Annotated in this window: 32 protein-coding genes and 1 pseudogene; 31 read left to right on the forward strand and 2 right to left on the reverse strand. The window is 57.5% G+C overall.

Going from position 1 to position 25669, the window contains the following annotated elements; genetic code table 11:
• Positions 1 to 3: 3 nt before the first annotated feature.
• The 27 genes from BJD12_RS22540 (at position 4) to BJD12_RS22660 (ending at position 19672) form a co-directional block, all read left to right on the forward strand.
• Positions 4 to 522, forward strand: coding sequence for a hypothetical protein (locus tag BJD12_RS22540; protein ID WP_005989513.1), 519 nt, complete (start codon positions 4 to 6; stop codon positions 520 to 522).
• A gap of 49 nt (positions 523 to 571) precedes the next feature.
• Complete coding sequence (locus BJD12_RS22545) at positions 572 to 979, forward strand: hypothetical protein (protein ID WP_125459552.1); 408 nt, start codon at positions 572 to 574, stop codon at positions 977 to 979.
• Between the two features lie 354 nt (positions 980 to 1333).
• The gene (locus BJD12_RS22550) at positions 1334 to 1624 is read left to right on the forward strand and encodes a hypothetical protein (protein ID WP_005989519.1); all 291 of its coding nucleotides are present in this window, start codon (positions 1334 to 1336) and stop codon (positions 1622 to 1624) included.
• Positions 1625 to 1733: 109 nt separating this feature from the next.
• Complete coding sequence (locus BJD12_RS22555; RefSeq protein WP_074053047.1) at positions 1734 to 2138, forward strand: hypothetical protein; 405 nt, start codon at positions 1734 to 1736, stop codon at positions 2136 to 2138.
• A 201-nt stretch (positions 2139 to 2339) separates the two neighbouring features.
• Entirely contained in the window at positions 2340 to 2585 is a 246-nt protein-coding gene (locus BJD12_RS22560; RefSeq protein ID WP_005989523.1) for a hypothetical protein, read from the forward strand.
• A 60-nt stretch (positions 2586 to 2645) separates the two neighbouring features.
• On the forward strand, positions 2646 to 3152 hold the full coding sequence (locus tag BJD12_RS22565; RefSeq protein ID WP_005989524.1) for a hypothetical protein: 507 nt from the start codon (positions 2646 to 2648) through the stop codon (positions 3150 to 3152).
• Positions 3153 to 3234: 82 nt separating this feature from the next.
• A complete protein-coding gene (locus BJD12_RS22570; protein WP_005989526.1) occupies positions 3235 to 3714 on the forward strand; it encodes a hypothetical protein in 480 nt (159 codons plus the stop codon).
• A 71-nt stretch (positions 3715 to 3785) separates the two neighbouring features.
• Positions 3786 to 4289, forward strand: coding sequence for a hypothetical protein (locus BJD12_RS24440; RefSeq protein WP_074059005.1), 504 nt, complete (start codon positions 3786 to 3788; stop codon positions 4287 to 4289).
• 29 nt (positions 4290 to 4318) lie between these two features.
• Entirely contained in the window at positions 4319 to 4600 is a 282-nt protein-coding gene (locus BJD12_RS24445; RefSeq protein WP_005989530.1) for a hypothetical protein, read from the forward strand.
• 764 nt (positions 4601 to 5364) lie between these two features.
• Positions 5365 to 6006 (forward strand): hypothetical protein, encoded by a 642-nt coding sequence (locus BJD12_RS22575; protein ID WP_005989534.1) that lies wholly within the window; start codon positions 5365 to 5367, stop codon positions 6004 to 6006.
• A gap of 7 nt (positions 6007 to 6013) precedes the next feature.
• Positions 6014 to 6892, forward strand: coding sequence for a phosphoadenosine phosphosulfate reductase domain-containing protein (locus tag BJD12_RS22580; RefSeq protein WP_005989536.1), 879 nt, complete (start codon positions 6014 to 6016; stop codon positions 6890 to 6892).
• 167 nt (positions 6893 to 7059) lie between these two features.
• On the forward strand, positions 7060 to 7533 hold the full coding sequence (locus tag BJD12_RS22585; protein WP_005989538.1) for a hypothetical protein: 474 nt from the start codon (positions 7060 to 7062) through the stop codon (positions 7531 to 7533).
• 23 nt (positions 7534 to 7556) lie between these two features.
• Entirely contained in the window at positions 7557 to 7982 is a 426-nt protein-coding gene (locus tag BJD12_RS22590) for a hypothetical protein (protein ID WP_074053050.1), read from the forward strand.
• Between the two features lie 794 nt (positions 7983 to 8776).
• Positions 8777 to 9652 (forward strand): ParB/RepB/Spo0J family partition protein, encoded by an 876-nt coding sequence (locus BJD12_RS22600; RefSeq protein ID WP_005989546.1) that lies wholly within the window; start codon positions 8777 to 8779, stop codon positions 9650 to 9652.
• Positions 9652 to 10134 (forward strand): hypothetical protein, encoded by a 483-nt coding sequence (locus BJD12_RS22605; protein ID WP_005989549.1) that lies wholly within the window; start codon positions 9652 to 9654, stop codon positions 10132 to 10134. Before BJD12_RS22600 ends, BJD12_RS22605 begins: the two co-directional genes overlap by 1 nt.
• 90 nt (positions 10135 to 10224) lie before the next feature.
• Positions 10225 to 10494 (forward strand): nucleotidyltransferase, encoded by a 270-nt coding sequence (locus BJD12_RS24450; protein ID WP_005989551.1) that lies wholly within the window; start codon positions 10225 to 10227, stop codon positions 10492 to 10494.
• Between the two features lie 25 nt (positions 10495 to 10519).
• Positions 10520 to 10693: a hypothetical protein gene (locus tag BJD12_RS24455; protein WP_005989553.1), complete on the forward strand. Its 174-nt coding sequence runs from the start codon at positions 10520 to 10522 to the stop codon at positions 10691 to 10693.
• A 400-nt stretch (positions 10694 to 11093) separates the two neighbouring features.
• Complete coding sequence (locus BJD12_RS22615; RefSeq protein WP_005989559.1) at positions 11094 to 12725, forward strand: ATP-binding protein; 1632 nt, start codon at positions 11094 to 11096, stop codon at positions 12723 to 12725.
• A gap of 112 nt (positions 12726 to 12837) precedes the next feature.
• Positions 12838 to 13119: a hypothetical protein gene (locus tag BJD12_RS22620; RefSeq protein WP_005989561.1), complete on the forward strand. Its 282-nt coding sequence runs from the start codon at positions 12838 to 12840 to the stop codon at positions 13117 to 13119.
• A 424-nt stretch (positions 13120 to 13543) separates the two neighbouring features.
• Positions 13544 to 14089, forward strand: a complete 546-nt coding sequence (locus BJD12_RS22625) for a hypothetical protein (RefSeq protein WP_005989563.1) — start codon at positions 13544 to 13546, stop codon at positions 14087 to 14089.
• A 445-nt stretch (positions 14090 to 14534) separates the two neighbouring features.
• The gene (gene dinG, locus BJD12_RS22630) at positions 14535 to 16643 is read left to right on the forward strand and encodes an ATP-dependent DNA helicase DinG (RefSeq protein ID WP_005989564.1); all 2109 of its coding nucleotides are present in this window, start codon (positions 14535 to 14537) and stop codon (positions 16641 to 16643) included.
• 83 nt (positions 16644 to 16726) lie between these two features.
• The gene (locus BJD12_RS22635) at positions 16727 to 17071 is read left to right on the forward strand and encodes a hypothetical protein (RefSeq protein WP_005989566.1); all 345 of its coding nucleotides are present in this window, start codon (positions 16727 to 16729) and stop codon (positions 17069 to 17071) included.
• Between the two features lie 47 nt (positions 17072 to 17118).
• On the forward strand, positions 17119 to 17688 hold the full coding sequence (locus tag BJD12_RS22640) for a hypothetical protein (protein WP_005989568.1): 570 nt from the start codon (positions 17119 to 17121) through the stop codon (positions 17686 to 17688).
• On the forward strand, positions 17675 to 18109 hold the full coding sequence (locus BJD12_RS22645; RefSeq protein ID WP_005989569.1) for a hypothetical protein: 435 nt from the start codon (positions 17675 to 17677) through the stop codon (positions 18107 to 18109). The genes BJD12_RS22640 and BJD12_RS22645 overlap by 14 nt, the downstream gene beginning before the upstream one ends.
• Positions 18109 to 18522: a response regulator gene (locus tag BJD12_RS22650; protein WP_005989570.1), complete on the forward strand. Its 414-nt coding sequence runs from the start codon at positions 18109 to 18111 to the stop codon at positions 18520 to 18522. Before BJD12_RS22645 ends, BJD12_RS22650 begins: the two co-directional genes overlap by 1 nt.
• A gap of 2 nt (positions 18523 to 18524) precedes the next feature.
• Positions 18525 to 19163, forward strand: coding sequence for a hypothetical protein (locus tag BJD12_RS22655; RefSeq protein ID WP_005989571.1), 639 nt, complete (start codon positions 18525 to 18527; stop codon positions 19161 to 19163).
• Positions 19160 to 19672 carry a hypothetical protein gene (locus BJD12_RS22660; RefSeq protein ID WP_005989572.1) on the forward strand — a complete coding sequence of 171 codons (513 nt, stop codon included), beginning with the start codon at positions 19160 to 19162 and terminating at the stop codon, positions 19670 to 19672. Before BJD12_RS22655 ends, BJD12_RS22660 begins: the two co-directional genes overlap by 4 nt.
• A 77-nt stretch (positions 19673 to 19749) precedes the next feature.
• Here the strand turns inward: BJD12_RS22660 and BJD12_RS22665 are convergent, their stop codons facing one another.
• Positions 19750 to 20400 (reverse strand): hypothetical protein, encoded by a 651-nt coding sequence (locus tag BJD12_RS22665; RefSeq protein WP_005989573.1) that lies wholly within the window; start codon positions 20398 to 20400, stop codon positions 19750 to 19752.
• Between the two features lie 509 nt (positions 20401 to 20909).
• The gene (locus tag BJD12_RS22670; RefSeq protein ID WP_005989575.1) at positions 20910 to 21662 is read right to left on the reverse strand and encodes a DsbC family protein; all 753 of its coding nucleotides are present in this window, start codon (positions 21660 to 21662) and stop codon (positions 20910 to 20912) included.
• Between the two features lie 134 nt (positions 21663 to 21796).
• Between BJD12_RS22670 and BJD12_RS22675 the strand changes: the two genes are divergently transcribed.
• The 4 genes and pseudogenes from BJD12_RS22675 to BJD12_RS23935 form a co-directional block, all read left to right on the forward strand.
• Positions 21797 to 22615, forward strand: coding sequence for an energy transducer TonB (locus tag BJD12_RS22675; RefSeq protein WP_005989576.1), 819 nt, complete (start codon positions 21797 to 21799; stop codon positions 22613 to 22615).
• A gap of 582 nt (positions 22616 to 23197) precedes the next feature.
• Complete coding sequence (locus tag BJD12_RS22680) at positions 23198 to 23782, forward strand: hypothetical protein (RefSeq protein ID WP_005989577.1); 585 nt, start codon at positions 23198 to 23200, stop codon at positions 23780 to 23782.
• A 621-nt stretch (positions 23783 to 24403) separates the two neighbouring features.
• Entirely contained in the window at positions 24404 to 24748 is a 345-nt protein-coding gene (locus BJD12_RS22690; protein WP_005989579.1) for a DUF4031 domain-containing protein, read from the forward strand.
• A 411-nt stretch (positions 24749 to 25159) separates the two neighbouring features.
• Positions 25160 to 25624 (forward strand): annotated as a pseudogene (locus tag BJD12_RS23935) (glucosaminidase domain-containing protein); the annotation flags it as partial.
• Positions 25625 to 25669: the final 45 nt, after the last annotated feature.

Consider the following 25669-nt stretch of genomic DNA (forward strand, 5'->3'; position numbering starts at 1 on the left):
TCCATGAAAATATTCCACATCCTCGACGGCACTCCCCTCGATCCGAGCATCCTCAATCACGATGCGATCATCTTCGTGTTCTCACGGGAGCGCGTGGAGCGGGGCGACATTGGCGACACATTAGGCCAGCTCAATGCATTGAGCCACAACGCCGAGAATGTGCGCCGTTTTGTGGGTCGTGTCTTCTTCATGTTCGACGGCTACAACGATGATCCCCGGCAGATCTACCAGGTGCCTGAGGCGCGCGACTTCTTCGCTAAGCTGACAGCGATGCTGCCCTTGTGGGCCCACTACCTGCACCGCGATGCCGAGACCGTAGGGATTGCCTACCTTCTGCTGTGCCAGTCCGAGCCCTTTTACGAGAACAAGCAGCGGGTGAGCGTCTCGATCGACATGGCAGAGGCCAACAGCCTTACGCGTCGCCTGGTGTCTTCGGCCACGGGCTTGCATGCCTTGCACGGTCTGACCGAGGAGGAGTCCCGAGCGATCATCGAAGATTTCATCAAGATCCTGCCGTTCTGAGCGGGGCCATCGACTCAGCCACACGCCCCTCCATTAGTCGAGTATGGACATGAACACCTCGCAAATTTCGCGCAACACCGCAAACAGCCTCTCTTCCCAGCGCTGCCCGGTCACCCGGCAGCTGGCGACGAACCGTGTCCGAAACTTCGATCGATTCCACATCAGCTACAACAACCACACTTCCGACTATGGGTGCGTCACCACTGCCCTTGTGCTGGACGAGCGTGTCTTCTTCGTACTAAACAAATGTCACGTCCGCGAGATGGTCGATGCTGCAGAGCGCGATGGGATTCAGGGATGCGTGGACCTCTTCATCACCCGCATCCATGATGCAAACGAACGAAGTGAGCACCGGATGGCAGCAGGCCTGGCTGCGGACCCGTTCGGGCTCCATCGCACAACGATAGACGTGATCGGGCAGGCCAATGTGGACCGCATTGCTGGGGCAATGGCGTAATCGACTTCGGGTGGCCTACCCGGTATACGTATCGATCCAGCGTATTGCCCAATGGCTGGCGAACTAGAAGGCGGCTTCTGGTGTTAGGGAGGAGAATTTGCCAGGAGACGATGCGATCAACGTTTCATCGCCACGGACAGTGACCGCATTGGCCACGAATCCATCGCCAGGCGCCCTGTTGGGGTCGCACATAGCAATGCAGCCGCGATAGGTTAAGCAGTAGCCGTCCCCGTCCATGCCCCAGTAGTACTGCGGAGGTGGCGGGGGATTCGCTGGTCACAGCAGGAATCGCGCGCCCGCATGTGGGCATGTTTCCGGATCCGATGATGGGACATCACCTCAACGGGTTGTCCCATGGAAATGCCGATCGTCCCTGACGACCAGCTGGCCGCACTGGTCGACACTATCCCCACCAAGTTCACCTACACGCCGTGGCGCGATGGGGGCTGGTATGTCCCCAGCATTCGATACGCCAACGGCGCTATCGGCTGCGTCTCACGCAACTACCCGGACAAGAGGTGGCGCGTCGTGTGCGACCCACGCGGCGATGCAGCACCGACATACAAGAGCCGTCATCAAGCAGCAGCAGCTGAGTGCTTGTTGGCTGCGCTGGATAGGTGCAAGGCCGCACCCGGAAATGGTTGAAAACCCACTAGCGCAGGAGGGGTCGAGGACGGATCATGTCGTTAGGCTACGTCCACGAGTGAAGATCCATGAATGAAGAACCTCTCGCTGTAGGGCGCGAATGCGGTCCATGTTCGGTGTGCTGCGTTGCATGGACGCAAATGTGAACATGGACGCAACATCGGTTTTCATGCACTTGGCGACTCTTGCACCTTTAGGCGTGCTGGTTTGGTTTCTGGTGCTGCCGACCAACGGGGCTTTCTATAGCCGTGTGGTGTGCTGGCCTCGTGCCGCCGTCGTCTTCGTTCCGCTGGGTGGGTACATCGGAGCGACAGTGGGCGTTGCGTTCGATGAGCCGCTTCGGCTTGCCCCGTTCTCGTGGGTCGAGCGGCCATTGTTTGCGGCCAAGGTCTATGCGACTTGCGCGGTCGTTGGCGGAGGTTGGAGTTACGGCGTGGCCTGCCTGGTCGCCAAGCTGTTGCACAGACTTGGAGTTCCGAATCTTCCGCGACAACTTGTGGGCACCAACAGTTGAATCCGGATAGCTGAAAAATTCAGCGCCCCAATGTGGCAGCTCACAAGAGGCAGATACTCGCAAACGTTCCATACAGCGATGGAGTAAACCAGGTCCAGCTCTGAATCGATTACTAATAAGTAGGATGAACGTTCGGAAGCACGTTTATTCGTACCAATACTCCCCAGCCATAACGTAGCAATACCAACTCCGAAGAGCACGATGAAACTTCTCCTGATTGCCGCCCTCACCGTCATCGATCCCGTCAGTGCGGTTCGTCCGAATGAGACGGTCACTGACATGTTCCGTGCCCAATTTCCCAATGGCGCCAGCTGCGTTATCGAGTTCACTCCGGAGGAGCTAGCGCAGATGCCGCCGGGTCCACTTCTTATTCGGAACGGAAAGCAATACCGCTGCAATAGCAGAGATGCCGAAAAGAAGACGAAGCCACCCAGCATCTTGGCCTGATTTAAATCTACTCCAAACTGCTGTAACCCTTCATTCGTGCAAACTTGGACCTGATCAATCATGGACAAAAACACCCCTGAACATCTCTTCCCGGGAGCAGTGATGCCGCGCGATCCCGCTGCGCAGCTTCTCTCATCGGCACCCAGGGGACTAGGATTGGCCTGCACGATCGCCTGGTCGGAACTCGTTTTGGCGCTGCGTGCAGATGGGCACGAGGTGCGCGACAGCAGTGGTCCGAACACCCGCCAGTGGATGGAGACAATCGTGCGAGACACGTTCGCCGCGTCCAGTTGCGACACCATTGCCATGACGGTCATCAACCCGGACGAGTGGGAACCGTGCAGTCCTGCCTACTTAGCCAACGGCGGCAGTTGTGATGCGCCTCGCGTGTGGAATGCGCAGGATCATAACCACTGGCACCCGCGCAGACATGCCATTACGCTTACCGACGCTTTCGTGCAGCAGGTACCCGATAAGTGCGACCGGATTTTGTGGCGTGGCCATTATTACCATTTGCCCCTTAAAAATGCCGACCCGTGCGGTTCGCAGGCGGTACGCGACGACTAGGAGATGACCTGTCGCACTCGTGATGCAAAACATTTATAGCTTGTCATGCAAACGACATGGCGATGCATAAACCGGAACGAATATGTCCAATTCAAAAAATCACGCTGTTTATACCGATGAAGAAGCAAGAAAGGTAAAAAAAACTGTCAGTTTCATTTTGTCAGAATACTACGTAGGATTTATCGTAGTCATCGCGTTCGCTCTTTTATTCCCGGCAACCTTATCGACGAACATCTACTGGATGATGGGCCTTGCATTTCTGACGGTAACCGCATTGTTCCTTCCCTATTTTGGCCTTGTGCCTCGCAGCGGTAGTCTTGAGCCTCTGGATAATGGAGAGCTCAAAAGGCTCAAGATGCTTGCTCAGGCTCATGTCGATATTTTGGAATGGGTCAGGCCAGCAGCTGCTGCCGGTTTTGTCTTCCGAATGCGTGACCTTGAAGCCGCTGAAGAGGTAGCTGGTGCAGTAGAAGACCAGGCCTTGTTGTTAGAAGAGCCAGCCGAGCGTCAATCGATTTATGAGGAGTTAGCCGGTAGAACTTATGAAGCTGATGAAAAGTAGTATTTCCCAAAGATCCTAAAGTTATGCAATTTAGGGGATTAGCAGTCCAGCAATCACCAGGCAAGTCCGACATGGATTTACAAATTATGACGATTAATGAGGATAAAATGGTAAAAAACGTAGTGGACATAATTAATTCTGGATATCTGGAATGGGTGGTGATCCTTACCTTTGTCATCCTGGCGTTTTTTATTGCTGGAGTTCTCGCGTTCCGCTACAACTGGTTTGGCAATGCACTGCATCAGCCCCCTGTACAACTCGCTTCCAAGCCAGACTCCAAACCCCTCCGGCCAACGGCAGATACCCAATCTTCGCGGTCTGTCAGGCGGAGCGCTTACAGTGAGAAGCATGAAAGCGAGGATTTCAGCTTGTCGCTAGCAACCGCCGCTGCGACAAACAACGCGTTGATAGGCTTTGCCACAGGCGGATCGATTACGGGTGCCATAATCGGCGACGCTCTCGTACCCAACATTTCATCAACAAATTGCACTGACAGTGCCGTAGCTTCTTCAGACGGGAGCGTCTTCAGCAGCTGTTCGTCTGACAGCACCAGCATCGGTGGTACGGACTGGTAAGCCGTGTCTCCACTTAACTAGGAAAGGACATGAAAACCACTACACATCGAGCGAGGTTGCAAAACATATCGATAGCATTAATTGCCGTCGTCAATCACCTTGCTCGTGCCGCCAGCATACTGTGCTGCACTGCTGTGCTTATATTCTGGTTCTTCGCTGAGGTAGAAGCTTATAGGGAAGATTGGACCTTCATGCATTGCATGGCTATGGTCTTCAGCTCGAAGCCTGTTATCGCGTTTTTGGTATGTATTGCGATCGAACGAACAACGTTCGCGCTCTTCCGGTATTTCAACCCTGACGATGGTCTATGACACCCGAGTGTGAAGGTAAAAGTGGCATCCGGGTGTAGGGCTTACGCCTCGTTTTGCGACATGCCAGTTTTCCTATGAAGACCACGACTGCGTTTACCAGCGTCGCGATCTAGGAGATGATCCCTCGCAGATTGCCAAACTGGAGCTTAGGATCTTCGGTCGCGTTTTGACGGTATCATTGTTCGCTTCAAGAAACCTCATTGAACCTGAAAATGCAATCAGAAGATCGTAAGCCGACCTACAGCACGCTTTCCCAGCTAATCGGAGCGGCAGCGGTCTGTTACGGTGTCCTTCAAGCCCTCGCATGGTGGAGCTATTGGCACCCCCGTCCGGCGGAGGTAACGGTGAGGCTCGACTCTCAAGCTTGCGTCGCGATCAATGGACAGATGCGAGAACGCTCATGTGTGGTATCTGGGCGCTACTCTGTACATCCATGGACTAACAACCTGGTCATGCGGCAAGACAACGGCGTCACGGTCGAACTGCCCGACTGGGTCTCGATTGCCGTCCCCGTCGATCACAGCAGGTAGAGTGGGACTTGCTACGCCTATGGTAGGAGTTCGATCCAATTGAGCGTGGCGCGATCGCTCACTTTTTTTGCTTCCTACTAGCGCAGGTTGGTCGAGACGGAATCTGTATCTGTGGAGCGCAGCCGAGAAATCTCCTACGAGCGGGATAGCTGATAAGCGGTAGGAATACCGCGCCCGCGTGTCGCGGCAGCGCAAGGGCTGATACTGGTTTCGTTACCCACCGGAACCGCATCGATGTCCCCAATCGCTCGCCAGCTCGCCCAGGCCATCCCCCCTGTTCTGCTTGACTATCGGAGGCTGCTCGCGAGGGTGCAGGAGTCGGCTCCGGCAAGTGAGGAGCATGCCGAGGTGGAGCATATGTCCGTGGCCACTATCGAGCAGCTAGTCCATCAGCTGGAGCGTGAACCTGAGACCGCACCGGCGCCGCCGGCACACTTGACCGGACAGCTAGCTAATGCCTTGGACTCCTCCGTGGCCACGCTGCTAGCACTAGCCAAGCTTCTAACCGGCGAATCGCGGCGCATGGCCGAGGTCACAGCTCAGACGCATCATGAGCTTGTGGCGAACTCTCGCGCGGAAGCAAAGCTGGGCATGACGCTGGGCTACGCCTGGCGGGCGAGGGAGGACAGCACCGCCCGTGGCGAGAAGGGCCTTCGGATAGACAGCGACGAAGTATCGCTGCTGGCGTGGTTTGCCTACGGCCTCGATGCGGAAGGACCGAATCGAGCACAGGCCTCTGTCCGTCGCATGCTGGCTTGCATGCGTGCGTGTGAGGGAATCGATACCGAGCTGCTGGAATCGCTTGATCCCGGCGAGCTGGATGCCGCCATGAACGATGGCAGTCGCGATGCCAGCCACCCGATGTTGAGCCGCTGAGTACTGTATGGACGAGCTACCCACAATCCAGCAGTTGATCGAGCGGAACGCTCTCTTCGTGGTCAGCCACTCCGGTGGCAAGGACTCGCAGGCAATGCTCATCAAGCTGATCGATCGAATTCCGCCTGCGCAGTTGTTGGTGATCCATGCCTCGCTCGGTGAGTCGGAGTGGCACGGCGCGCTAGAGTTAGCGAAGGAACAGGCAGAGGTTGCAGGCTTGCCGTTCCTTGTGGCGCGTGCACCTAAAACGTTCCTGCAAATGGTTGAGCGGCGCTACGAGGTGCGACCTGGTCCGAACTCTAGCTGTTGGCCAGGGGCAAAAAGTCGTCAATGCACGTCCGATCTCAAGCGGGGCCCAATAGAGCGCGAGGTGCGCCGATATGCAAAAGACAAGCTCTTCTCAACGGTTGTCAGTTGCATGGGAATGCGTGCAGCGGAGAGCCCTGCCAGGGCAAAGCGCATCGCACTCACGATCAACAAACGAGGCACAGTTCGTGGCCGCGATTGGTTCGAGTGGTTGCCGATCCACGACATGACTACCGCAGAGGTCTGGCGTACGATCGCTGCCGCCGGCCAAGTACCCCACCCAGCCTATCTCTCAGGCAGCAGCCGCTTGTCGTGCGTGTTCTGCTTCTTTGCAGGTGCCCGCGATATCGCCAACGGTGCCAGGTATCGCCCTGAACTGTACAAACAGTACAGAGACATCGAGCAGCGCACGGGCTACACGTTGCATCAATCCAGGCGCCCACTCGATGAGATGGTGCGGCTGGGAAACGAGCAATTGGAGAGCTTAGTATCCTACCCGAACCCCGTCGACGACGATGGCCAACCGCTTTGGCTTGGAGGCGTGTTTGCTGTAGGGAGGCCGCCGCTACTGCCTGCGTGAGAACAATCGTGCACCCGCAAGCACATCTCGACGGGTGCGAGAAAATGCGAGTTGTGAGTTCGTTAGGATCCCGCATCCGCATGTCGGATCTGGTTTGCGAACTGCCCAGCCCCTAAAATTCGCTTGTCATCGGCCGATATCGCCACATCTGCAAATAAGGAAACCAAATGAAACTGAGCCTTGACGAAATGAAGTTGCTGCACTCGCTTGCCCAAATTCGTCTTGGCAAGGCTTGGACTTATCTTGCGTTCGCGGCAATCGCGATCATGGTGTGGAATCTTGCCGCAAGCCCCATGTCTTTCGTTACCCTAGCAACTGTGAGTGCAGCGGTGCTGCTCATTGTCGGCGGCGTTGCGAGTGACACATTAGTAAAGTCAGCAGTGATGGCATTCGTCTGCGTCTGGGCTCCGATATTCAGGTTCTTCTTCTTGGATCTGTTTCAGGGACCAGCCTCCGCAGCGCAGCCAGCCGCAATGCAAAAGTACTTCGAAACTATGTTGCCGTTTCTGGACTACTTGTTGTACATCATGCCCTTGACAGGCTGCCTCGTGGGCGGCTTGCGCCTTGCAGTTGCAGTGGTCGAGGTGCGAGCATTTGCGAATGAAATACGGGTGTTTGAAGGCAGGTCAGTGCGGGTATGACTTCCGAATCCAGAGACATCGACATGAAAATTGTTCCCTCAGTTCCCGGCACGAGGCTACCTACCTACATGTTCTTCCATGTCGCCATCATGCTATGCATTAGCTTGCTGGTCATGGCTCTCGCTAACTGGAGAGCAGTCAACGAACTTATTGTCAGCATCATCACTTTCGGTGGTAAATTTTGGCCCCCCGCAATTGTCGCGGCACTTGCAGCGACCTTTCCTCTCGCTAAATCGCTTGCCGAAGGCGATAAGGAGGATCCTCCTTGCGGCGTCGCCTTCGGTTCATTGGCCCTATGCCTTGTTGGAGCCCGTGGAGCATGGCTGGTCCAACCCGATTTCTCAGGCAGCGAGCTGGAGTGGTGGGCCATGGTGGCGCTTGTAGTTCTAGCTTTTTTTAGTGCTGTTTGGGCAATTATGACAATAATTATTAAACGCAGTGAATACTAATGGGATTCTTATTATTTAAATTTCGCATCGTATATGGTTGGCTACTGGGACTGTATGAAAAAGAGCGAAGAGATGAACGTCTCGCGATAGTAAACAAGTACGCGAAAGAGCCGATTCCGCATGATGTCGGGTGGACCCCTAGTCGTCTCATCATCCTCCGGCATGACAGATTCATGTGGGTAGTGGAGACTGTTCTGCTCTTCGCTATGCTGATTTTGACCATACCCGTGGCTGCTTTTTATGGGGTAACTTTTAAGGACGGGTTGCTAGCTTTGGTTTTTTCACTGGTGGCTGTCATTCTCATCTACCGTTGCGTCCGACTTCACCCTAATTTACGGACGGTCTACAGAAGAAAACTTTTGGACCAGGCAATGTTAGAGGTCGCCAAAATGACTCTCTATTCGAGCGATGACCATCAGAAGCACTAACGAGAAATTGATTTAGCAAGCAATTGGGCGGCCAAGGAGCCGCCAATTTTGTTGGTCGCATACAGTCACCATGTTCTTCATAAGGCTCGGCACTTCTATGCCGCAGGTGACGACATCACCCAGTAGCTCTATCTGTACCTCACGCCTCGAAGCGTTGGTCCTTGAGCAGCACCGTTCGTTGCGTCGCTACGAACGACCTGGATCTGCAGTGCCAACGAATTACCCCCCAACCCCGGTTACGGCAGGAAAAGTTGTTTCGCAGACTTGCTAAACCACTTTTGCGTTCCGCAGGAAATGCGCGCCCCCGACTGATGGCGGCCGATGTTGTGAAAGTGGGTTCGTCCACTCAATCGCACCGAGACCAGCATGAGCACAGCCCTGCCTACCTCCGAAGTCGAAACCAGCCTGGTCCCAGGCAACGTAAAGGTCATCAAGAACGCGAACCGCCGATCGGATTCCTTGTACTTCATCGACCCGGCCACGATCCACGTCATTCCCGGCTACAACGTTCGCTATGAGGGGGATGACTATCACTCCTACGTGCGAAGCATGGCCGACTCTATGAAGGCTGAGGGCTTCCATGCCGACTCGCCGGTGGTCGTGTACGTGGCAAAGATCGACGGCGAAGACCGGGTGACTTTGATCCGCGGCCACTCACGCATGAAGGCTCTGCAGCTGGCCAACAATGAGGGCGCCGGAATCACAGAGGTCCCGGTCATCTTCAAGCCTAAGACCATCTCCCCGCAGGAGCTGGAATTCGATCTCATCGACAGTAACAACGGCCGTAACCTCACCACATACGAAACCGCAATCGTCGTCAAACGCCTCATGAACCTTGGTATCACCGAAGAGGAACTGCTAGCGAAGAAGCGCTTTAGCCCACCACAGCTTCAGCTGCTGATTACGTTGGCCAGCGCCCCGCCGCGGCTAGCTGAACTGGTGGCCAGTGGCCAGGCCTCAGCCAAGGTTGCTGTGGAACTGATCCGTAAGCACGGCCCGGTGGCAGCGCAGCGCATGGCGCTGGAGATGGTCGAGCGTGCCAAGAACGCCGGGCACAAGCAACTGACAGTCCGCAACCTGCCGCAGGCAGCCTTCAAGAAGGCGCTCAAGAAGGCGGCTCCACGGCTCCACGAAGCAACATCCGCCGTCACCAGCGACCCGGGGTACGACGGCCTTTCCAAGGAAACCCGTGCGCTGCTTGAGGCAGTCCTCGGTGAGCTGAAGCGACCAGAGGCGACCTAATGAAAGCCTCCGGGCAGAGCGGCATCCCTGAGCTGCGCAAACACTCGCCCTTGTCCGCTTTCGACAGGGACATGGAGCGGATCAAGCTGCATCTCAACCACAAGCAGAACCTACTTCGAGTCGCAATCGGCGCAGGTGTGGCCATTGGACTTCTCCTGATGACGGTTGGTGCCATCTCCGTGCTTGAGTTGGTGTCCTTACGCACAGCCGGTTTGACGCTAGGAGCGGGCGCAATGTTGGTCGGTCTAACTCGATGGCTAACCAATGCATCAGTTCACCGCGCTCATCTTGCAGCGGCGAAACGCTTGCAACCATTGACTCATGATGAAGTCGCCTATCTCCACTCCCTTGCAGAACACAGTTTGGACCTTCAGGTCGAGCTCGACATATGGAACGTGCTATCCGACGAGCTCTCAAAGACCGAATTGGAACTCGCTCAGAAGTGGAGTAGCCGGCGACATTCGGATGTGAGGAAGCAATAGCCGTGTGCCCACAACTGTGTCAGATCGAACCACACACTGAGAGAGGGCTGCAGCAGCAATCACATCATCCAACAAGGAACTTCCAATAGCATGAGCCTAGAAGTCACATCGCATCGCTCCGCAATTCGTCGTTTGGTGGCCAGTCACGGCGCCACGAACCCGCGGTTGGTGGGAGCGGGATCCCCAAATGTCGACGCATCGATTCTGGTGGATCTCAAGCCCGGAACATCCGACGCAGACATGACACGCCTGCATGCAGAGCTGGAGGAGTTGCTGCGCGGTCGTATCGACCTGCTGACGCCGAGGGATGTGCCAGCGCGCCAGCGCGCCACGCTCCTGCAGGGCGTCCAAGTCATCTAGTTCGGCACCACGAAGGAGCAATTTTATGAAGTACCGCTACATCATCACCAATACGATGGAAGGGCAGATAGAGGGAACATGCGATGAAGCAGTTGCCCGCGACCTGGCTGAATCCGAAGACCATTATGTTGTCGACGTCGTAGCTGGGCGCTGGCTCATGCCGGGCGGCGTCGAGCAAGAAGTGAAAGGTCGCGACTGATAGACGTTGAAGAGTCCATTTCCGTCTGGGAATGTTGCTAAGCGCAGGCTTGATGCTCCCTGCGTTGTCATCGCATGGATGTGCCTGCCGATGTCGCATCGCGACCGAGCAAGGGCATGCGATCGTTGACATATAGCAGCAGTCGCTGACCTTGCGTCGCTGCTGAGGTCGCAGAAAGCCCGGGCCCGATGGTGCGGATCTGCGAATCCGTCAACGTGAGTCGATCGTCTTCGCAGCAGCGAAGTCTATGCCTCTCACTTCCCTGACGGATGACAAAATGACCGACCGGTCCAGCACCAGTAAGCTCGAATCGCATACGTTCGAGTTCTCCTCAGCGTTCCTGATACACGCCGTAAATTCGCAGTCAAGCACCCTCGGGAGGAGTTCCCTTGCTTGTATCATGAATTCGATTGACGCGGGCGCGAGCAAGATCTGCATCAACTTGTCGTCCGCCGCGATGTCGATTACCGATGACGGTCATGGATTCAGGACCAGGGAAGAAGTTCTCGAATGCTTTAACGTTTTTGGCTTCGACCACACGAATCATGTTCGTGAGTTTGGACGCTTCGGACTTGGGCGCGCGCAGCTATGGGCGTGGTGCAAGTCGAAGATGTACTCCCACAACTTCCTGTTCGACGTGGACGTTCGCCAGCGCGGATTCAACTGGTATCTCGGCACCGAAGAACCCCACGTTCACGGTTTGCGTATCGAAGCAACGTTTTACAAACCGTTGACGAACGTAGAGATGGTGGAGTTCCGCACTGAGCTGGAGAAGCTGGTCCGCTACTCGGAAGTACCCATCATGTTCAACGGCGAGCAGCTGTCAAGAGCGCCCTCTGAGTCCATGTGGACGATCTCCACGGAGGAAGCATTCCTGCGCGTCTCCGATGGTTATTCTCTCGCCATCTACAATCAGGGCATATTTGTCGCAAGTTTGTCTTCTAGCAACGTGGGCATCGCTGGCACGCTAGTGACTCGCCGAGGTCACGACCTCACGCTTAACGTTTCTCGGAATGAGATCATGCGCCAGAGCTGTCCGGTTTGGGCCAAACTTCGGCCCAAGATCGCGGAGTTGGCGTCTAGAACTAAGTCGAAGCGCCTTAACGATTCGGACCGGACCTATCTCGCGTTACAGACTGCCGATCCGGCTAACGTTGACAACTTCGATAGGCCTATCATCACACTTTCCAACGGCAAGCACGTCACGCTTTATGACGTCCTAAAGCCTGGCTACTACGGCGGCACACCAATCACAGTCGCAGAGATGGGTAACCGTATGGCGGAAGCAATGATCCGCGATAAGACGGCTGTGGTGCTTGGGCAGGTGACACTGGAACGCTTCGGGGTTGAGTCGGTGGCCGCATTGGTTCAAGTCTGGAGGCGTCGGTTGGAAGCGGCCGGCGATCGGCTGACGTGGAGCCTCCCTGAGCACCTTAAGGCTAGCGAAGACGTCATTGCGGCATGGGATGCACTGCAGAGCAACCGTCAAGAGCTGACGATCTACGAGAACTTCGCGGACTGCCCGGGCTACAAACAAATGCAGTCGTCCAAGATCATGGCGACTGAGCTTTCGAGCAAGCAGCGATTGTTCTTGCGCTGTGCGGAAGAAACCCACAACACTGTGCTTGCGTCGATCCGGCAGCAAACCGGGACGATAACTGCCAGGCGGGAGCTGATGCTCGGCCGCGGTGAGGGTATCGATGCGTACACAGACGGGCAGAGCTATGTAGCCGTGGTCGATAGTGTTGCGGCCGACATGATGAAGCAGGGCCTGCCAGGCTTCATGCGACTAGCGCATCTGCTGGTGCATGAGTACCTCCACGACACCGAGGATTCGGGCAGCCACGCGCACGACCTGGAATTCATGGAAACCTTCCATGACATCGTGCTGGATCAGGGCGATGCGCTTTTCGCGGCAGCCAGTTACGGATTCAAGCTGATGCTGAAGGAAACCACCAAGGTCAGCCGGCGAGAGGCTAAGCAGTTGGACCAGCTGGCATCGTCTGAGAAGAAAACAAGGCCTGAAAGCTGACTCCACTGTCGGCAGGCTGATCTTCGGCAGGGAAGTGCTGTGAGCATGTTTTCTGCACCCCAATTTCGCATCCTCTCAACTGCATAACCTGTGTGCATACCGGAGACATCACATGCACGCCTACCGCATCGAATTCCACTGGCAGTCCGCTCTGAGAGGGCAGGAGACCCGGGCGCAAGGGTTCCGTGCCAACAAGGGCGAGCGACTGGTTTTCTCCCGCGAGAAGTATTCTGCTGAAGCGCTGCCAAAGTACCGGGAGCTCATCGTGTCGGAGGCTATCAGAGCGGGCATGAAGGATGTCCGGGTGAAGATCACAGCCATTGTGTGCTTGCCCCAACAGACCTCAGCGGCACGCAAGTCCAGCATGTCAGCGTCTTCGGTGAGCCTGCACTGATGTTTCACGGTAACGAGAGCCGTCGAGCAAACCTGCGAATAGCCCAAAGACAAGTGGAGCGCAGCTCAGGGCAAGACGACATGCAGTACCCTTTTCGGCTCTTTGGCGAACGATGCCTGGCCTCCTTCATCCGCATGCACTTCAGCATCGATCGATCCCGCCGGGAGATAACGAAGGCGCTAAGGCAGGCCCTTCCCGTGCACGCGGGGTGGGGTGCACGGCACAAGGCCCGCACCCCTTTCCACCCGAACTGGGCAGCGACTCGCTGTCGAAAGTGCGGTTCGCATGACCTGAGACGCCTCCCACGCACACTGCGTCGGTGGCCACCGAGTAGTAATTTCTTATCACTGGAGATACTCGCCTAATTCGCGGCCTGGCCAGCCGATCGCATCCCTAATCGACCCCCGTAAGCAAGGAATCAATCGTGGCAAAGGAAAAAATCTTCCATGTGGTCCGCAAAAGCGACCAGTCCGAGAACCTGGTGCGTGCCCCCAAGGAATCCGGTGTCCTGCTGGTTCTGGCCGGTAACAGCTGGAAGCCGAGCATCGCCACTCAGGACGACATCACCAATCACTACGCCGCCGGCGGCACGCTGCATCCGGCCAGCATTGAGGCCGATATCAAGGGCGCCAAGATTGTCCGCCTAGCGCCCGCCGAAGGTTCCAACAAGAAGCCGGTGCTGATCCGCGCCAAGAACGTCGGCAGCGCCATCGAGGCGCTGACCAACGGCGACATCGAGATCAAGCTGGCCGACCAGGAAACGTTGGTGCGCCTCCTTGAGGCTGGAACGAAGGTGCTGGAAGCCCCCAAGCCCGAAGTCAAGACCAACCCCGATTCCGATCCTGATCCCACCCGCAATGACGGTGCCAATGCGGACACCGGCACGGGCAAGGGCGCGGGTGAGGTCGGCGCCGGCGACAATGCGGCGAATGATGGCCAGAATCCGGGTGAGAAGGCACTCGTCGCCTAACCTTCTCGATGATTGAAAGCTGGGCTGCGCGATGCTGCCCAGCTTTCACTGGCCTGCAGCGGGCAAACCTCGTGTCCGTTGAACGTGGACCGTGAGGACCATGGTCCACATCTACCAAGGTACCCGCCTGATTAGGCGGTGTTACTCGTCCACGGCGTCGTAATGGCGGCGGACAGACACTCCGGTCGCGGCCTGGGCCCGGCACGCGCGATTTGGCGAGGCGAGCTAGGGCGTCCGCACGCTGCATCCTTGTCGCCGTAGATCGACACTCTGATTGGCAACCACAGCCGGCCCGGATACTCAGAGCAGAAAACCTGTACCCCCATGTGCCGAACGCTGCGCTTGCGAAAGTAGGGTGAATTCTCAAGGAAAGCTTGCGGCCAGGGTGAAATCCGATGGCGGGCGACAGCCCGACCGCGGGTAGCTCGATGCCGTCCACCCTCCCATGTCCCAGCCCGAAACCAGCCGGTCGCTGACCGAAGATCAGCGCACGAGGATCCGCAGCACTTACGCTGAGCTGCAGGCGAACACACCTGGCTTTGCCGTGCGTCGCTCCCAGAGCCATATGATCGGCATCGCTTCTCGTGCGTTGGGTACAACTGGCGGCGTAGCGCTTATTGAAGCGGGCACGGGCGTCGGCAAGAGTCTAGGCTACCTGACTCCAGGTGTGCCCTTGGCGCTGGACACTGGACGGAAGCTGGTCCTCAGCACTGGAACAGTTGCGTTGCAGTCGCAGCTATACGACCGCGATGTTCCCGCGTTCCTGAAGGCCACCGGCATCAACGCTTCCGTGGCTCTGCTAAAGGGCAGGGCACGCTACTTCTGTCCCTTTAAGGCGTCCGGAACAAACGGCAACGCCAGCGGTGGGCAGGACGAGCTGTTTGGGGACATCGGCCCGCTATATGAAGCTCCATTGTCCGGTTCCGACACGACTGTCATCAACGAGCTGATCGCTCGCTTTGAGCTCCAGAAGTGGGATGGAGATCTGGACAATCCGCCGGTGCCAGTTCCACCATCCGTGCGCCCGCACGTGTCCACGAACGCCAGCGGCTGCATCGGACGCAAATGCCCCTTCGTGGGGGCATGCCCCGCGTTGAAGGCCCGGAAGACGGCGCAGGATGCTCAGATCGTGGTCGTGAACCATGCACTGCTGCTCTCGGCGTTGGAGCTGGCGCAGGTGTCGGAGGAGCCAATGTTAGGCGATCCTATGAAGATGATCGTGGTGCTGGACGAAGGCCATCACTTGCCGTCCATTGCGATCGACACCGGTGCTGCGTCGATCGCATTGTCGTCGTCGATCCGCAAGCTGGTAAAGCTGCCCTCGGTCATGGCCAGGGTCTACAGCGGACTGGAAGCCGAGAAGCTGGCCCACACGAGCCCGCCCGAGTTCGTGGAAGCGACAAGCGAATACAGCCGCCGACTGCGGATGCTCAAAACGGAAATCGACAACGCCTGGACGCCGGATCCCGGGGAGTATGAAGCGATGTGGCGAGCGCCCCTCGGTGAGTTGCCGATGGGCTGGGCTGAGCACTGCGAGCAGCTGCTCCGTTGGGGGCAGAAGATTTACAATGTGCTAGAGGCGGCAAGTAGCAGGCTTCAGAGTTCAAGCAAGATCAGCGAAGCTGACCGCGGCAAGTTCGTTACAACGGTGGGCATGTTCGCTGAGTCGATGGCAGAGCACGTCACGCTCTGGAGTACCTGGGCAAAGTCCGACGTTCCTGGTGCGCCGCCCAATGCGCGATGGATCACCCTGACTAAGGACGCCACGGACATCATCTGCCACTGCTCGCCGTCGAGCGCCGGCCAGCTGCTCCGAAGCCTGCTGTGGGGTAAGGTTGATTCAGTGGTAGTGACTTCGGCCACGATTTCAGCAGGCGGAAACTTCGACGGTATCGCAACCGAAATGGGAGTGCCGAAGGATGCGGAAATGGTCAGCCTTCCGTCTCCTTTTGACCTGCCAAATCAGGCGAAGCTGTATGTGCCGCGTATGCGCTTCACGCCGCAGGACCGAGATGCTCACACGCGTGAGGTGGTTCAGTACATCGAAAAAAATCTGGACCTTGCAGCGGGAAGTATCGTCTTGTTCACGGCTAAGTCGAAGATGAAAGCCGTTTTCGATCTGCTGCCGACGCACATCACCTCAAGGGTCCTCGTGCAAGGCCAAGAGCCTGTACAGCAACTGGTCAAACGACATATCGAACGCATTGAGAAAGGCGAAGGATCTATCATTTTCGGGATGCAGAGTGTGGGTGAAGGACTAGACCTCAAAGGCAAATACTGCACAAACGTGGTCATCACGCAATTGCCATTCCCGGTCCCCACAGACCCGATCATTGCTACGCTCAGCGAATGGTACGAGTCACGAAAACTCAATAGCTTCGCGATGATTTCTGTGCCGCATGCAATCCGTGTTCTAACCCAGTTTGCAGGCAGATTGATCCGTAGTGCGACCGACACCGGATCGATCCATCTTCTCGATGCCCGCCTCCTGACCAAGGGTTATGGGAAACGGATCCTCGGCGCGCTGCCGCCGTTCGGCAGAAGCATTGGATAGACGCGAATCACCCCACAAACCCCCTTTCAGGGCTAGGGGGTGTGGCATAGCCTCGGTATCAGCCTCGCTGATCGCTTCTCGATATGCACACGCAAGAGCCCAAATTCCTGGAAGCCGTCAAGGCCGCAGCCCTACTGACACCCGACCTGTTCGGTGGCCAGGCGGTCATCTGCGGCGCGACGCGAACCTCACAGATCACGCTCGATGCGGCACGAATAGACCGTAATTCGGTGCGACACACGGAAAGGGCATTCGCACTTCTGGTGCAAGCCCTGACAAATCCTGAACGAGCTGAACGTATTAGCGGTATCACAGGGTCGACGTTGACCGCCGGCAGGCTAATGGCGACCCTTGATCACCCCAAAAAACTGGCGCTCGCGCGTTTGTTGCTTGCTTTTCCCACACATCCGGCAAAGGGTGCTGCGTGAAAGTCGCGCCCCAGTGTCAGGGGCAGTGGACGGGGAAAACTGGCCGCATGACCCATATCAACCCCCTGCGCGCGAAGGCGTCCTATAATGTGATGCTTGAAGTTCCGACACTTTCAGGCCAGCGCGTCAACCTGTTTGATCCCAGTCCCAGCACCATCAGGATTGAGGACATCAGTACAGGCCTGAGCAACTGCTGTCGCTTTGTCGGGCAGCTCGCGAATTTCTATTCGGTCGCACAGCACAGCGTCGTTGTGAGCCGAATCGTTCATCCTCGGCTCGCTCTTCACGGCCTACTGCACGATGCATCGGAGGCCTACATGCACCATCTCGGGCCTGCGGTGAAAAACTTGGTCGGCTCCCTGTACCGTCCAATTGAGGATCAGTTGCAGGACGTCATTTACCGTGCCTATGGACTGCCGCCACTTTCAGCGGAAGACATGGCACATCTGAAGTGCGCGGATAGGCAGGCCAATGCTGCCGAAATGCGCCACTTCGGAATTGCACCAGCTGAGCCGTTCTCAGAAGGTCTGGATCACATGCTGGATGAGCCGATCATTCCGCTCGATCCCCGTCCAGCACGGACTTGCTTCACCAGGCGATTCGATGAGCTTTACTGACATGCCAACAAACGAGAGAACCGCCGGGCGCGTAGGTGCAACGGCCCAGAGCCGTGCCGACATCGCCGCGCGGGAATTCAGATTGGGCCTGTTGTCCGATCTGAAGCGGCCGCTGTCGTATTCCGCCCCAAACGGCAAACAGCATGAGCTGAGTGTGTACGTGGTGGGTTATGTCAGCCTGGATGTTGTGGTGCTGAGTGCACCGGAGGCGCTTCTCGAAGCCAGCAACCGAACGGCTGCCTGGTGTGCAGTGTTTGAGTCGCTGCAGCTCACGGACTATTCGAGCGTGGTACTCGTAGAACATGCCAGCCGCGCCGATGGAATCGTTGGTGATCGCCTTGTGGGTCCGGTGACGGTGAAGATTAGCCAGGACGACGATCGCGCGGCATTTGCCGAGACAACGGTTCGAAAGGTCGCGTAATGAGCATTGGCCCCTCCAAGCCTGTTTCGATCCTGGTGGTTGATGATCAGGCCTCCAACCTGCACCTCTACTCAAGCGTTCTCCGTAAGGCGGGATACGAGGTGGACACCTGCGACAACGGCAACGCTTCTCTGCAGATCCTTGAGCACAAGCGGTATCAGCTTGTACTCACCGATGTAATGCTTGGTGGCAAGTCAGGTCTCGATGTCCTGGAGCTGGTTCGCAAAGGGCAGGGCATCAACAAGGACACGCCGATCATCGTGTACACATCAGACGGATCACCGGTTGTGCGGCAGCAGGCCGCAACACTCGGAGCAAGCATGTTCCTTGAGCGCCCGATACCGGCCAAAGAGCTGCTTAATGCCGTCGACCTCATGGTTGGCGACGACTCCGACACCTCCAACCAGGACTGACCATGCAAATACTGCTTCTCGTCATGGCGCTGGCCAGCGCGCCAGCGCAGGTTGTCGTCGAACTCGCGCCGGAGGTCGGGACCTCGGCCACCGGCCGGCCGATCGTCGCCTACGACCGCCAGCTAGCTGCGGAGCTTGTTCGGGATCTGGATGGGCTGGGGATCCCTGCCGCTGTCGCGAACGGGCCTCAGACAGACTCCGCGGCCCGCCTGACGGTTCGTCTTGGTCACCATGCAATTCCTGCCCAATGGGTCGCAGCCGGCCACGCCAAAGCGTTCTATGGCTACGCCATCACCTTGGGCCACTCCAACCCGGAGATGGCGACCGCGGTCTCCTGTGCTCGCCTGATCGGCACCGGTCTGCGCGAGGTAGGCGAGATGCCGTCTCTCTACCGAAGCATGAAGCTCCCGGGCTTAAACATGCCTCTGGTGGACCAATCCCTGGGCATCCATCGCACCCGTGGCGAGTCCCATCTGGACCTGCGTACGCATGCCACGCTTGATTTGCAGGTTGGTATCGTCAGCCATCCGGATGAAGCCCGGCGCCTGGTTAACCCCGTCGTGGTCGCCGGCATCTCCAGCGCGATCGCGAACGGCATCCAAGCCTGCTTCAACCCTGCTCAGGACGAAAACGCCGAATGAAGCCGATTACCAAGATCAAGCCGGTCTATCCGGTCGTCACCGAGACCGTCGAATATGCTGCCGTCGGCGCGGCTGCGCGCGATCTATCGTTCCTGTTCCCCGCGATGCTCATTCGCTCTGATCAACCTGCGGTCCAGCTTTTTGTGGCGTTGACGCAATACCGTGATCAGGCGGCAAAGGAGCGCAAGGACGCGAAGCAACCCACTCTTCTGCAGAGTCGCTACTTGGCAATGCGGGAGGAAGTTTTGAGCAAAGTGGTTGATGACTTGCTGAAGGCAAAGCGCGAGTCGCGCCTTGATGCTTTACTGAAGGTCTACCGTAGTTATCTGGATTCCATAGTGGCGACCAGCGCAAAGATCCTGCCGGCAGCTGCGCCGCGCCTGCCGGTGGGCAATCAGTCCTGGTTGCTAGAGTTCGATGGCGCGCCTGAGCAGAGCCACGTGGACCGCCTGTTCCAGCTGTATACCAGCGAGCATGGCCACTATCTTGGAATGAATGCCGCCGCTTAAGCGCTGGCAAGATCTTCGAGACAATAACGACGAAGGCGGCCGAGAGATCGGCCGCCTTCGTCGTTTCAGGTCGGGCGTCAGGCTACTTTGTCCAGCACGTCCTCATCCATCTGGATGATGCCCTGCGCGAGGACGCTCATTTCCCACCGCTTTCGCGAACCACGACGCGTGCCAATCATCTCGACATGACCACTTGGATGAACGGCCGAGATTACGACGGTGCTGAAGCAGCCAAGGCCCGATATGCGTACATTGCGTAGCTTGGTACCAACGCGCCAGTGTGTGGACTGAAGATGTCTAATCGCTACGGACTGGATCTTCAGGCGTTCATACTCTTTACGAGTATCGTAGATCTCCATCTCGGCCATGCGCGTGGATAACGCCTGGAAGTCATAGTCCTTGCTGGGGGATCCAGAGAATACGCCGCCGGCGCCATTGGCCATGAAAGATGCCTTCTCGACATGGCCGTCCTCACGCGTGTAGGTTGCCGTGGCCCAAGTACCGCGCGTGCGCTCCTTGAGCACCGCCTGCAGACGAAGTCGCACGGCCAGGTAGTGCTGGAAGCTGTTGGTGTGAAGCTCCAAGGTGTCTTCGAAAAGCTGGACGTCACTGATTGGAAAAGACGTATTCCACTCCAGCGCTGCCGCTTTGGTAAAGGCATCCTGGTAGAAGACTCCTGCTTCTGCAACCTTGGTGACGATGGAGAGGCAGATGTCGTGGTCGATCATGGGGTGTTCCTCGATGGCGAGGGCACCACGATAGTGAGACGTCCCGCGTTGAATTTCGGGAGCAATGATCTGGCCGTTACTCAAACAGATGCAGCTGATCAGTGCCCGATGATTCTACTGCGCTGCCGCATCTGGAGTAGCAGCTTCACGCTGTGCACGCAGGTCTGGAAACCATCCCATAGAGATCGAGGTTCTATCAAGCGACGATCAACGGCCTTCGTCGTGTATGTAGTGCTTGAGTGGCTTGTCCATGCACGCCTTGGTTGGACGCAGTGTGTTGCAGCTGCTAAGCAGCGAGATGGCGGACAGAATAGCAACCATCAAGAAGCACTTTTTGCGCATCGGAATTTTGGCCATAAAGTCCGCTTGAAGAAGATGGGGCCTTAGCGGAACCGTGCGACGGGGGGGTGCTATCGCACGGAGTGGGTCGGCCCCTGGGCAAAAAAGTGGCTGTGCAGAAGCGCGTGAGGGGAAGCACGCGCTGCTGCACAGCCGAGGGGACTGATAAATTACTTCGCTGCGGTCTTGAGGCCGGTCTTGCGTGTGTTGTGCGTGTCGAGCTGCTGGACCAGCTGGTCGGCTGGTACATAGCCGCCCATATGGTTGCCGTACTGGTCATAGATAGCCGGAGTACCGTCCACGCCCAGCTTGTCGCCCAGCTGGTACATGGCGGCCACAGAATCGGCGCACTTCACCTCTGGCGGCGTGGCGCCTTGGTAGGCCGCATCAAGCGCCTTCTTCTGGTCCTTGGCACACCAAGCACTCTGCATGGTGGCGAACACCGGGGACTCCAGGCCACCGCGCGGGAAAGGGACATAATCCACCGCGATACCCTTGTCCAGGTACGACTGCATGTTCTTGTGGAGCATCTGGCAATAACCACACGACACGTCTGTGAAGACAGTGATTCGGTGCTTCACATCCTTCGGCTCATAGCTGATCACGGCATTTTTGGGGATTGTCGAAAGCAGCGCCTGGCGACTCAGGGACTGGGCTTCCTCGGACAGGTTGCGTTTTTCCACCATGTCCAGCATCAGGCCTGAGAATACAAAGCGGCCATCGTCGCTGATGTACACGACGGAAGTGTCAGCCACGACCTGCTTGACGCCCGGCATGCCGAAATCGCTGATCGACTTCACCTCGGCCTTCGGGTTGATTAGCTTGACCGCGTCGCGGATGGTCGCCTCGCTTGCGCTGGCGGCGGTAAACGAAAGGGCGGCGGCGAGGCCGACGGCCAGAGCCGTCATGGTGATGAACTTCAAGGGATGTCTCCGGGTTGGGGCTCTGTTGGGCACATCGTAGAAGTGGTTGTGTGTAGCGAACCCTCCTTAGACCGCCCATTTCACCCCTTCATTCCGTGTATTCGTTACGGCTGCTGGGTCAGATAATTCCTGCCATGAAATCACCGGCACCGTTTTCCAATGACTTCGGGGTGCGGCCAACCCGCATTCTCGCGATTGCTATCGTGTTGATCGTGCACGCTGGCTTTGCGCTAGTACTTCTGGCACCGATCTCCAGCCCGCCGGCGGTCAAGGATGCCGGCGGCGGGCGCGAGGAAGGACTGCGCATGACGTTCATCTCACAGGCTCCTCGGCAAACGCCGGCGCCGCCGCCGCCGATCAGTGCGGCGCCGGCGCAACCGAAGCAGCGCAAGCCTCCAGCGGAGGTGATGCCTGCTGAAGCTAATCCCTCACGACCGACGTCGACGTCGCTCGCCCAGGTGGAGCCGCTGCCGCGTCCGAATGAGTCCTATGACGACGGTCGTCTACCTTTCATGACCGCCGAACCCATAGAGGTAGAAGAGTATGAGGGGACGGTCCCCCATATCTATGGTCAAGCTGAGGAGCTGCCGGCTGAGTTCATGGAGGCAGTGGATGTGCTGCCGATCGAAATAGCTGAGTACCGGAAAGTCAGCCAACCCAACTACCTGCGAGAAGCTCGCGACGCCGGCGACCAGGGCATTGTCATCGTGCGCGTGCTGGTGGATGAGCTGGGTTATCCCATGGGGCTGAAGGTCATGCGCTCAACTGCGGGCCAACTTCTCACCGCTGAGGCGCTCCGGGCAATCTCGAATTGGCAATTCAAACCCGCCATGCGTGATGGGAATGCGGTTAAGGGAACGCTTCTGGTTCCGATCTACTTCTTTCTGGATGGAATGCCGCCATCGCTCAAGCAGTGGCGAGCGATGGGAGGCTCGCAGAGACCCGACGCGTGAAACTGTCAGCATGATCGCCGGGCCCCGAAGGGGAAACGGAGCATGCGCATAGGGTGGCGTTACCGAATGGGAACTACACCATGGCCACCCCACAACACAGTCTCAACGTCGTTATCACAGATAGACCCTCAGGAATCTCGCGCAATGAAGAGGTGTTGCCGTGACACCTCAGCATCTGACGATGATGTCGCGCCAGCTCACTTCAACGGTACGCAAGGCCTTTGGGCATCGTGAGACGCAGCCTGACCCGGGTCTGATCGCTTACCAACGCTGGCCACGCGCCGCCCAACTTAGGCGAATGATTCACTGCATGCATGCGGTGTATTGGAGGTCAAATAGATTGGGCCTCGTTTTCTCGGTGCACCTCTTAGGGGCCGCCTGCGCGAGTTGCCTGACCAGCCGAGAGCGCTCAGTCAGGACAGGACCGGTGATATCGAATGGCCTGCCTGCTTCAGAGTTAGAGCGCTCGAACTCCGCATCACTCCAGCCAACCTCAATGCTGCGATCGGGATGCTCAAAGATCTCGCTCGGTGGAACCCGCGCAACGACCGCATTACCTTCCCACGGTAAGTAGGAACAACCATGCTTGATTTTCTGCAGAAGAGCTTTGCCCCTTTCAGCTTGCGTAGTGTTCGGACAGTGCGTCCCGGTGCGAAGCACGAATGGTCCGCCACCATCTGCGTCAACGGTTCTGCCGTCGGCAAGCTCATCACGCTGCCTGTGGAGTTCGGCCAGGCGGACAGTGCGGGTCTCAATAACGAGCAGGATGCGTTGGCCCAGTACGCGATGGATCTGTGCTTCCTTGATAGCTGCCATCAGACGCACTTCGAACAGCACACTCGGGCCCTGATGAACGCAGGCATCCTGGTTGAGGATGATCTCCAAGTGGCGATGGTCGATCTGATTACGCTCATGGCTGACGCGTATCTGGGCGACAAGGCCATGTTCCGCCTGGCCAAGGAAGGCGTCACGATCTATCGCCTGCGATCGGATCCGCTCAACACATACCGACGCCTTAACCGTGCTTACACCCCGTACTTGGGCCAGGAGCTGAAGCTGCTACATGGAGATGTGGATTGGGTGCTCAATGAACGACTGGGAGCCGAAGGCGTCCAAGGTGAGCATGTGTTGCATTTGGTCACCACTACCAACACCACGCACCACTGAGATCGGAATGAGACAGGGAAACTTCGTTCACCAAGTGGCGATGTCATTTAGCCTGGATCCCTATCATCAGGCCTGTAGCGCGATCGACCCCTCTAGCGAGGAGAGGCACGGATTGCCGAAGCGTGGCTACTTGCTGATGGTCGCGGCCAACAGCGGCGCTACACCTGCATGGCAGTGCCGTTACGCCGGTACCGCGGTTCAGATTCGCCAAGCCTGGTCCAGCGACCCTAATCTGAGCATGGAAGCCGGAGTCGACAGCGCGAGGCTGTGCCAATGGTTCGACGGCTTGGTCTCTTCAGCAGTGCCTGCCAGTAGGGTGAGCACCGACATGTTTGCGGACCTCGTCGCCCATCTGCGTTGGGACGCCAAAGCCTTGGAGAGGGGCAGAAGGGATCCGCTCACCTTGGCTCTTGCTTCTAATGGTGCCCTGCATGCGGAAGGCTCCACCCTCAGCTTGGATACAAACAATCTCCCCGCAGTTGAGATGCGGCTGGGATGGCTGCTTGCCACCAGCAAGGGAGCCCCGGGTCCAAAGTTCACGCTCGAGTCGCAGGCGTCTCTCAGCCGCCTCTGCCTGAAGTTGTGCCGACTGCACGCCATGACGATTGAGCTGGCTGGGCGATGACGGTCTGGGTCGAGCAGGCGCGCTGGATCCGAGGCGAGCAGAACTGCGGGAATCTGCTGGCCGATGACCTTCAAGCTCTGCATGAGCTGGCTGAACGGATCGAGCTCGCTCGACCACGATTCTTCAACGGCCATGCCCTGATACCGCACTACTCGATCCCGGAGGGGCTAGTCCAAGCGGCGATGGACGCTGGCGCCACGGAACTGCAGCTGCATGAACGCGAACGCGTGCTGCAGAACGTTCGGCACGCCTTGGCGAGTCGTCAGCGCACTTCGGCAGAGCGAGGGCCGGATGCGTTGCCACGGCGGCGTAAGGGTCAGCAGAATCTTTTCGATGTCTAAATCCATGCGGTGAACCCCCCAAATTGGGGTGGGTTTTTGCCGTTCAAACGAGGGTTCGTTACAGGTTGGGGCAGATACCTTGGCTGCAATCTAAGAACTGGTTTCGGACGAATGGACAGAGACTGTTTCCACAACATCAGTCAAGGCAAGCTGCATTCGTGCGCAGCGGCATTGGCGGTCGTCCTTTTGCTGACATGCTTCCCTAAGGCAGAGGCATCTCAGTCTGGCGTGGGGCGCCCGCAGGTGATTCGCACCATCTCGGAATCGGGAGGCGATGTCATCAACGCGGTCGCGATTATCGCCATGCCCACCACCTACTTCAGAGCTGCTCCGATGCAGAGATTGCCTTCGGTGCTGAAGCAGCCATCCGTATGCCCTGGAACGCCACGCAACAATGTTTCGATGCTACGCGAAGGCTTCGTGCTGGAGATCATGGATCTGGCGCTCAACGCTGGGCGAGAGCTGGGAGTTGACTCAAGGGCAATTGTTGCCCAAGCAGCGCTGGAAACCGGTTGGGGAACAAGCCATATCCGTCGAAGCGACGGGACAAGTGCATTCAACCTGTTTGGAATAAAAGCAAGCCGCTGGAATGGAGACGTAGTAAGGACATCAACCCATGAACAGGTCGGAGGCATCCTTAGGCGCGAGATTGCAGCGTTCCGCGCATACGGCTCACATGCGGAGAGCTTCACCGACTATGTGCAGTTGTTAAAGACAAGCCCGCGATACCAGTCCGCCCTTCAGTCCGGAGGTAGTGTCTTGAGCTTTGCCTATGCCCTCCAGCAGGCTGGCTACGCGACCGATCCGAACTACGCGGCGAAGATTTACGACATCGCCAACAGCGAGACCATGGCTTGTGCGTATCGGACTTATGCTGCCACCAACCGATCTGCCTACAGCATTGCTGCCATCAACTAACTT

Origin of the sequence: Xanthomonas vesicatoria ATCC 35937 (genome assembly GCF_001908725.1) — a bacterium.
In the GTDB taxonomy this organism is placed as follows: Bacteria; Pseudomonadota; Gammaproteobacteria; order Xanthomonadales; family Xanthomonadaceae; genus Xanthomonas; species Xanthomonas vesicatoria.